This is a genomic window from Thiohalocapsa sp. (genome assembly GCF_019695415.1).
GTDB lineage: Bacteria > Pseudomonadota > Gammaproteobacteria > Chromatiales > Chromatiaceae > Thiohalocapsa.
On sequence record NZ_JAIFKJ010000286.1, the window covers coordinates 1 to 7261 of the forward strand.

General features: G+C 69.0%; 7 protein-coding genes. 4 read left to right on the top strand and 3 right to left on the bottom strand.

What is annotated here, in order from left to right:
* Positions 1-1038, top strand: a 1038-nt coding sequence (hypE, locus tag I6U14_RS08175) for a hydrogenase expression/formation protein HypE (RefSeq protein ID WP_296898362.1), incomplete at its 5' end; no start/stop codon positions are given.
* Between the two features lie 132 nt (positions 1039-1170).
* Here the strand turns inward: hypE and I6U14_RS08180 are convergent.
* Together I6U14_RS08180 and I6U14_RS08185 are read right to left on the bottom strand one after the other, a co-directional pair.
* Entirely contained in the window at positions 1171-1614 is a 444-nt protein-coding gene (locus I6U14_RS08180; RefSeq protein ID WP_296898364.1) for a tetratricopeptide repeat protein, read from the bottom strand.
* A 130-nt stretch (positions 1615-1744) separates the two neighbouring features.
* Positions 1745-2566 carry an inositol monophosphatase family protein gene (locus I6U14_RS08185; protein WP_296898366.1) on the bottom strand — a complete coding sequence of 274 codons (822 nt, stop codon included), beginning with the start codon at positions 2564-2566 and terminating at the stop codon, positions 1745-1747.
* Between the two features lie 210 nt (positions 2567-2776).
* On the opposite strand from I6U14_RS08185, the gene I6U14_RS08190 reads away from it, so the two are divergent.
* Positions 2777-4711 (top strand): lytic transglycosylase domain-containing protein, encoded by a 1935-nt coding sequence (locus I6U14_RS08190; protein WP_296898368.1) that lies wholly within the window; start codon positions 2777-2779, stop codon positions 4709-4711.
* Between the two features lie 107 nt (positions 4712-4818).
* On the top strand, positions 4819-5475 hold the full coding sequence (locus I6U14_RS08195; protein WP_296898370.1) for a hypothetical protein: 657 nt from the start codon (positions 4819-4821) through the stop codon (positions 5473-5475).
* 65 nt (positions 5476-5540) lie between these two features.
* On the opposite strand, the gene I6U14_RS08200 is transcribed toward I6U14_RS08195, so the two are convergent.
* Complete coding sequence (locus tag I6U14_RS08200; protein WP_296898372.1) at positions 5541-6338, bottom strand: sulfite exporter TauE/SafE family protein; 798 nt, start codon at positions 6336-6338, stop codon at positions 5541-5543.
* A gap of 361 nt (positions 6339-6699) precedes the next feature.
* Here I6U14_RS08200 and I6U14_RS08205 point away from each other — a divergent pair.
* A partial coding sequence (locus I6U14_RS08205) for an NAD-dependent epimerase/dehydratase family protein (RefSeq protein ID WP_296898374.1) occupies positions 6700-7261 on the top strand: 562 nt, incomplete at its 3' end.

Sequence of the window (7261 nt, forward strand, 5' to 3'; positions counted from 1 at the left end):
CGCCCGCGCTACGCCGGCCGGCTGGACCTGAAGCATGGCGCCGTGGACATGAGCCACGGCAGCGGCGGTCGGGCCATGGCCCAGCTCATCGACGAGCTCTTTCGCAAGCATCTGGATAATGAACTGCTGGCCCAGGGTAACGATCAGGCTCTGTTCATACCGCCCGCCGGGCGAATCGCCGTCAGCACCGACGGGCATGTCATCTCGCCGCTGTTCTTTCCGGGGGGTGACATCGGCTGTCTCGCCGTGCACGGCACTGTCAACGACGTGGCCATGTGCGGCGCCAAGCCCCTCTACCTGACCGCCGGCTTCATACTGGAGGAAGGACTGCCGCTCGCAGATCTCGCGCGCATCGTCGAGAGCATGGCCCAGGCGTGCAGCGAGGCAGGTGTTGCCGTGGTCACCGGCGACACCAAGGTGGTGGAGCGCGGCAAGGGCGACGGCTGCTTTATCACTACGACCGGTGTCGGTGTGGTGCCCGACGGCGTCGACATTGCCGGCGGTAACGCTCGACCAGGCGACGCCATCCTCGTCTCCGGCCATATCGGCGATCATGGCGTCGCCATCATGTCCAAGCGCGAGAATCTCGGTTTCGAGACGGAGATCCATTCCGACACCCAGTCGCTGCATGATCTGGTCGCGGCCATGATCGACGCCGTCCCGGACATCCACTGCCTGCGCGACCCCACCCGCGGCGGTCTCGCCAGCACCCTGAACGAGCTGGCCCAACAGTCCGGCGTCGGCATGCAGATTCGCGAGCAGGCCATCCCCGTGCGCCCGGAGGTCGCCGCCGCCTGTGAGCTGCTGGGCTTAGATCCCCTCAACGTCGCCAACGAGGGCAAGCTCATCGCCATCTGCCCCGCCGACCAAGCCGAGACCCTGCTCGCCGCCATGCGCGCTCACCCCAAGGGCGCCGACGCCACAATCATCGGCGAGGTCTTCGCAGACCCCCACCATTTCGTCCAGATGGAGACCGCCTTCGGCGGCAACCGCATCGTCGACTGGCTCGCGGGGGAGCAGTTGCCGCGGATTTGTTGAGCCGCACCGGCATCAGCTTTCGCAAGACCGAGCGCGCAGAGCGTCAACGCGATTCGGACCAGGCGCCTGAGCCACCCATGGTGCTATCGCTCCTGCGTTAGGCTCTCGGCTGCTCGCCGTTACGTCCCGCTGCTACTTATCGTCGAATCCGGCTGCGTGGTACCACTTGCGCGCCTCGTCCATGTCTTTGGGCACGCCGTTGCCCTGCTCGTACATCATGGCGAGGGTGGTCATGGAGCCCGTCAGCCCCTGCTCTGCGGCGCGCTTGAACCATTCGATGGCCTTGGCGGGGTTCTTGTCGGTGCATTCTCCTTCCATGTACATGAACGCGAGGCCGTGCTGGGCGAGGCCCATGCCCTGCTCGGCAGCCGCCTTCATGTACTTGTAGGCTAGGAGTGGGTTCGGGACCATGCCGAGCCCGTTCTGGGCCATGATGGCCATGCGGTACATGGCGTCGACATTGCCGCGCTCGGCAAGAGGGGACAGGAGTCCGGTGGCGCGGGAAAACTGCTTGGCCTCGAAGGCGGCGATGCCGCTGGTGAGGTCCATGTCCTGGTTGCTGATGTCTTCGGTCATGCGAGTCTGTCCTCATCGTGTGCGGTTTTTGCTCCGCCCGGGGAGTTGCGGGCAGCACGCGCGGATTGCCACTGTGTGGGCCAGACTCGGGTGTCGCGGCATGGGACCCTAGGTTAGCGCGGCGCGCGGCTCAGGCCTGCATCGGCAGCCCGACGAAGTCGAGCCATTGCCGGTAGAGGCCCGTGTTGGCCGCCGCCAGCGCCAGATGCTTGCCTAGCGCAACGCCGTCGGTGGGTTTGTCGCCGCCCGGCGCGAATAGGGCGGTGGCGCAGCCGGCCTCCTGGGCCACGAGGCGTCCGGCAGCATGGTCCCAGAGCTTCTGCCCGCCATGCAGATAGAGCTGGAAGCGCCCGGCAGCGAGCCAGCACCACTCAAGTGCCACAGCACCGAGGTTGCGTTGGGAACGGAAGCCGCCCGGGCGAAAGAGCGGCGCCACGCGTGCTGACGGGATGCGCTTGAAGTCCACCACAGCGACGCAGTCGCCGAGCGTCGGGCCGGGCGCGTAAGGCGTCAGGGGGGTCCCGTCCAGCTGGGCGCCCTCGCCGCGGGCAGCGGTGAAGCACTCGTCGCGGACCGGATCCAGCACCACCGCGAGCTCGGCGCGGCCGTGCTGAATCAGCGCCAGCGAGATGCAGAAGCCAGGAAAGCCGCAGGTGAAGTTGCTGGTGCCGTCCAGCGGATCCAGACACCAGAGCGGGCCGCCCGCGTCCAGGAGCTGCTGTTGGTGCGCGGCGTCCATCTCTTCGCCGAGCAGAGCCACGTCCGGCCAGTGCTCGGCCAACGTCGCGGTGAGGCGCTTTTGGACGCCGAGGTCGGCTGCTGTCACCAGGCTGCCGTCGGCTTTGGCGGTGCTCGTTGTGGCGCGAAAGCGTGGCAGGATCTCGGCCTCGGCGGCCGTGCGCAGAAGTCTGCTGAGCGTGTTGAGGTCAACAGCGGCGGGGGTTGGTTGCATCTGCTTTGCTCCTGGCAGTGCGGCCTGGTGGTGGGGTGACGACAGCACGGTTGCCGACCCGGGCGCCTGTCGGCGCTGCAACCTGTCCGTTTGCGGTCGATAATGGGGTAAATGCCGGCCGGGCTCCAGCGCCCGGGCGGTGCACAGCCTTCGGTGTTACCGACGATGTCTTGGAACCCCTCTGCTCTGCGATCGCGGCGCGCGCGACCCTTGCTTGTTGTCGCCACGCTGCTGGCCCTTGCAGTGCCGGTCAGGCCGTGCGCGGCGGAGCCGGCTGCTGAGGGCCAGCGTCGTGACTTCGTGGCCGCGGAGCGCGCATTGGCCGCGGGGGAGCGCGAAAGCTTCGTGCAGCTCGAAAAGGGTTTGCGGGACTATCCGCTGTGGCCCTACCTCCGGCTCGCGGAGCTGCGCTGGGAGCTCACTCCGGAGCATCGCCCCGAGATCGAGGCCTTTATCACCGATTATGCGGGTACGGCGCCGGGTGAGACCCTGCGCCGGCTGTGGCTCAACGCCCTGCATGCTCGCGGCGATCACGCAGGCTATGTCCGCAATTATGCCGACAATGACTCCGAAACCCGCGAGTGCCGCTGGCGCCGGAGCCTGCTTGCGCTGGGCCGAGAAGAGGCGGCCGTATCGGGGCTCGACGCGCTCTATCTCACCGGCGCGTCGCTGCCGGCAGACTGTGACCCGGTGCTCGAGCATTGGCATGCCGCGGGCGGCCTCGTGCCGAATCTGGTGTGGCGCCGGGTCGGCGCCGCATTGGCCAGGGGCAACGTCGGTGTGGCGGCGTATCAACGCCGCTACCTCCCCGAGCGGCATCGGCGCTGGCTGAACCAGCAGCTACTCCTCCACCGCGAGCCCAGACGCCTCAAAGAGGCCGAGCTGCCGGAGGACCCGGAACGGCGTGTCGCGGTACTGGTGGCAGCCATCGAGCGCCTGGCACGGGATGATCCGCGGCTCGCCGCCGCGGACTGGAGCGTGCTCCAGGCCCGGGAGCTGGTGCCGCTGCCGGCAAGGGATCGGGCGGTCACCGCCATCGGCGTCGGACTGGCGCGTGCAGGCGAGCGCTCCGGCCTCGTCTACCTGCGCCGCCTGCGGGCCCTGCCGGAGAACCTGGAGCTGCAGCGCGCGCGCCTGCGCGCGGCGTTGCGGTTGCGCGCGTGGCCAGAGATCATCGACTGGGTGCGGGCCTTGCCGCCGCAGGAGCGCGAGCGCGGCGAGTGGCAGTACTGGCTCGCCCGCGCGCTCGGCAAACGCGGCGACCTCGTCGGCGCAGTGCATGCGTTGGACACGGCTGCGGCCGAGCGCGATCTCTGGGGCTTTCGCGCCGCTGAGCTGCTCGGTCGCGAGCCGGCGCTGCGCGTGCAGCCGACGCCGGCGGACCCGGCCGAGATCAACCGGCTGCTGGCCTCCGACACCGCCCGGCGTATTCGCGAGCTGCAGGCCCTCGGGCGGCGCACGGACGTGACCCGGGAGTGGCGTGAACTGACTCGCAATGCCGATTCCGCGGCGCTGCGCGCGGCCGCACTTCTCGGCGAGCGCCTCGGACTGGTGACCGAGTCCATCTTCACGCTAGCCCGCAGCGATTATTGGGACGACATCCCGCTGCGCTTCCCGCTGCTCTACGATCGGTTGATCGCGTCCGGCGCTGAGGACTACGGCCTGCCGTTGGAGTGGGTCTACGCCGTCATCCGCCAAGAGAGCGCCTTCGACCCCGACGTCGCCTCCCATGCGGGTGCCGTCGGGCTTATGCAGCTCATGCCCGGCACCGCCCGCGATATGGCGCGCGAGCTCGGCCGCCCGGCCCCAGGGCGCCTTGACCTCATCGATCCGTCGCTCAACATCGCGCTTGGCACTCGCTACCTTGCGGCCATGCGTGAGCGCTTCGGCGGCAACCAGGTTCTGGCTACTGCCGCCTACAATGCGGGGCCGGGTGCGGTCTCGCGCTGGCTGCCGGACGAGACCACGCCCGCGGACCTTTGGATGGTCGCGATCCCCTATGGTGAGACTCGGGATTATGTGCGCCGGGTGCTCACCTACCGGGTGATTTACGCCCATCGCCTGGGTCTGGATGACTTCCGGCTGGGCGCCCTGTTCGCGCCGGTGTCGCCGCCGGCGGAAGCGACGACGGTCGCTGCGGATTGAACAACGGTTCCTCTGGCGAGCGGCGCAACGGCCTCTGTTATCCTGACGGGTCGCCGGCGGCCGCTCCGCTGCTCGGCATAGGCAACAGAGGTCGCTCATCCCACGCAATGTACCGTCGCCACCCGAAGCGCCGCGCGCTCCCGCTGCCCGCCCTGCGCGCACTGCTGCTGCTTGCAGCAGCGCTGCCGCAGCCGGCACCCGCTGACGACCTGTCCGCGAGTGCCCGCGTATTCGGCGAGGCCATGGCGCGCATGATGGACGCGATGGGCTTGCTCGGGGACGGTGCTGTGGACACTCCCGCCCCCGTACCGGGCGCCATGTCTGGATTTGGTGCACCTTTCGGCATGGGGCAGATGCCCTGGCCCGGCATGCCGGGCGCTGCTATGCCGGAAATGGGCACCTGGATGCAGCAGATGCCAGGCATGATGCAGTTGCCTCACCTGCCCGGCTGGCGCCGCACGACCTTGGACGGCATCTGGGAGGGTCCTGACGGCGCACTGTTTATCGTGCAGGCGCATCGTTTCCGGCTCTACTCCTCCCGCGGCGATTACATCGACGGGCTCATCCAGCAGCGCGGTGACCGCGTCGCCATGTACGACCCCGAGCATGACGTCGCACGGCCCTATGAGCTCGCGCAGCATCAGGGGCGGCTGGTGCTGCGGGATCCGGAGGGACATGTTTACCTGTATCGACGCCTCTGGCACGACGACATCGGCTACGACACCGGCGGCTCCGGCGACGGTGGTGCAGCAGCGCAGCGCTGAGTGCCCGGTGGGCATCCATGACCGCGGGGCGGCCGTCAGATGTTCCGCGCGCACTCCACCGCCGGTCACGTCAGCAGCAACCGAACGCCGACCGCGAGCAACAACACTGCGAACACCCGCTTCAGCGTCAGCGTGGGCAGGCGGTGGACGAGACGGGCGCCGAGTGTGGCCATGGGCACCGCCGCGCCGGCAATGGCGAGCGCGGCGGGCCATAGCACGAAGCCGACGCTCTGCGCCGCGAGCCCTTCCCGACCCCAGCCGGACACCACGAAGCCGAGGCTCCCTATCAGCGCTAGAGGGACGCCGCAAGCGCTGGAGGTAGCCACCGCATGGCGCAGCGCCACTCCATGCCGGGCAAGATAGGGCACCATCAGGATGCCGCCGCCTATGCCGAGCAGGGCCGACACCGCACCGATGCCGCCGCCGGTACCGACGAGGGCGAGACTGCGCGGCAGCGGCGCGTCGGCCGGCGGCGTCCGCGCCGCCAGCAACATGCGCGTGCCGCTTGCCAGCAGGAAGGCCGCGAACAGCCGCTGCAGCCACAGAGCCGGCAGCCAGCTCGCCAGGAGTGCGCCGACGCCCGCCCCTAGCACAAGACTGGGCGCGAGCCGCGCCACCAGCCACCAACGCACGGCACCGCGGCGATGGTGCGAGAGTGTCGACGCCGAGCCTGCCGCGACGATGGTGGCTAGCGACGTGGCAACGGCCTGGTGGGGCGTCCAGGGACCCCCGGCGCCGAAGGCGGGCAGCAGAATCAGCAGCGCCGGCACGATGACGGCGCCCCCGCCGATGCCGAGCAGGCCGGCGAGCAGGCCGGCAATGGCGCCGACGGCGGCGAAGGCGGCAAGGGCCGACGGCTCCACGCGGCAGTCTCCTAGGCGATGTCGTGCCGGCACATTAGCCTACGGGTGCTGCAGATTGCCCGCGCTGGCATCGACGCGAGATGCCAGCGAGCGTGTGCGGCGGCGCCCCCGGCTGCGGCGTTACGGCATAATAGCGCGCCGCGCGCACCTGCCCCGGCGTGCATCGCGACGAACAGACGGCGATAAGTCTATCTGACGGGCCCCGCGCCCGCCGCCGCGCTTGCCTGCGCTGGCAGCGGGTGCGTGCTGCGGCATCTGCCTGGCCAAGCTCGGCCTGCGTAGCCCGGTCGCCCGGGGCACCACCGGGCATCGCCGCACGGGCTGACGCCCCACACAACAGCAAGCACCGGATCTGCAATCCATGAAGCGACAGCGAGCCTGCATCATCGGCGGCACCGGATTCGTCGGCCGCCACCTGCTTACGCGTCTGCGCGACGCCGGCTATCACTGCCTCGTGCCCACGCGGCGAGCATTTCGGCATCGGGACCTCAAGCTCTATCCGGACGTGGAGCTGCGCGAGATTGCGGAAGCGGCCGACTATGAGGAATTGTTCGCAGGATGCGACCTGGTGGTAAACCTGGCCGGCATTCTGAATGAGACCGGCAACGCACGCTTTCAGACGGTGCACGTGGACCTCGTTCGCCATGTTGTCGCCGCGGCGGAAGCAGTGGGCGTACCGCGGCTCTTGCACATGAGCGCCCTGCACGCCGACGCCGTGCGGGGGAGCAGCGCCTACTTGTGCTCGAAGGGGGAGGGGGAAGACATTGCCCATGGCGCTCGGTTGGCGGTGACAAGCTTCCGACCCTCGGTGATTTTTTGGCCGCGGCGACAGCTTTTTCAACCGCTTCCGGGGGCTTCTGGATATGGCCCCGGGCTTTGTCCCGTTGGCTTGTTCCCCGGCCCCGTTTGCCCCGGGGTGGGTG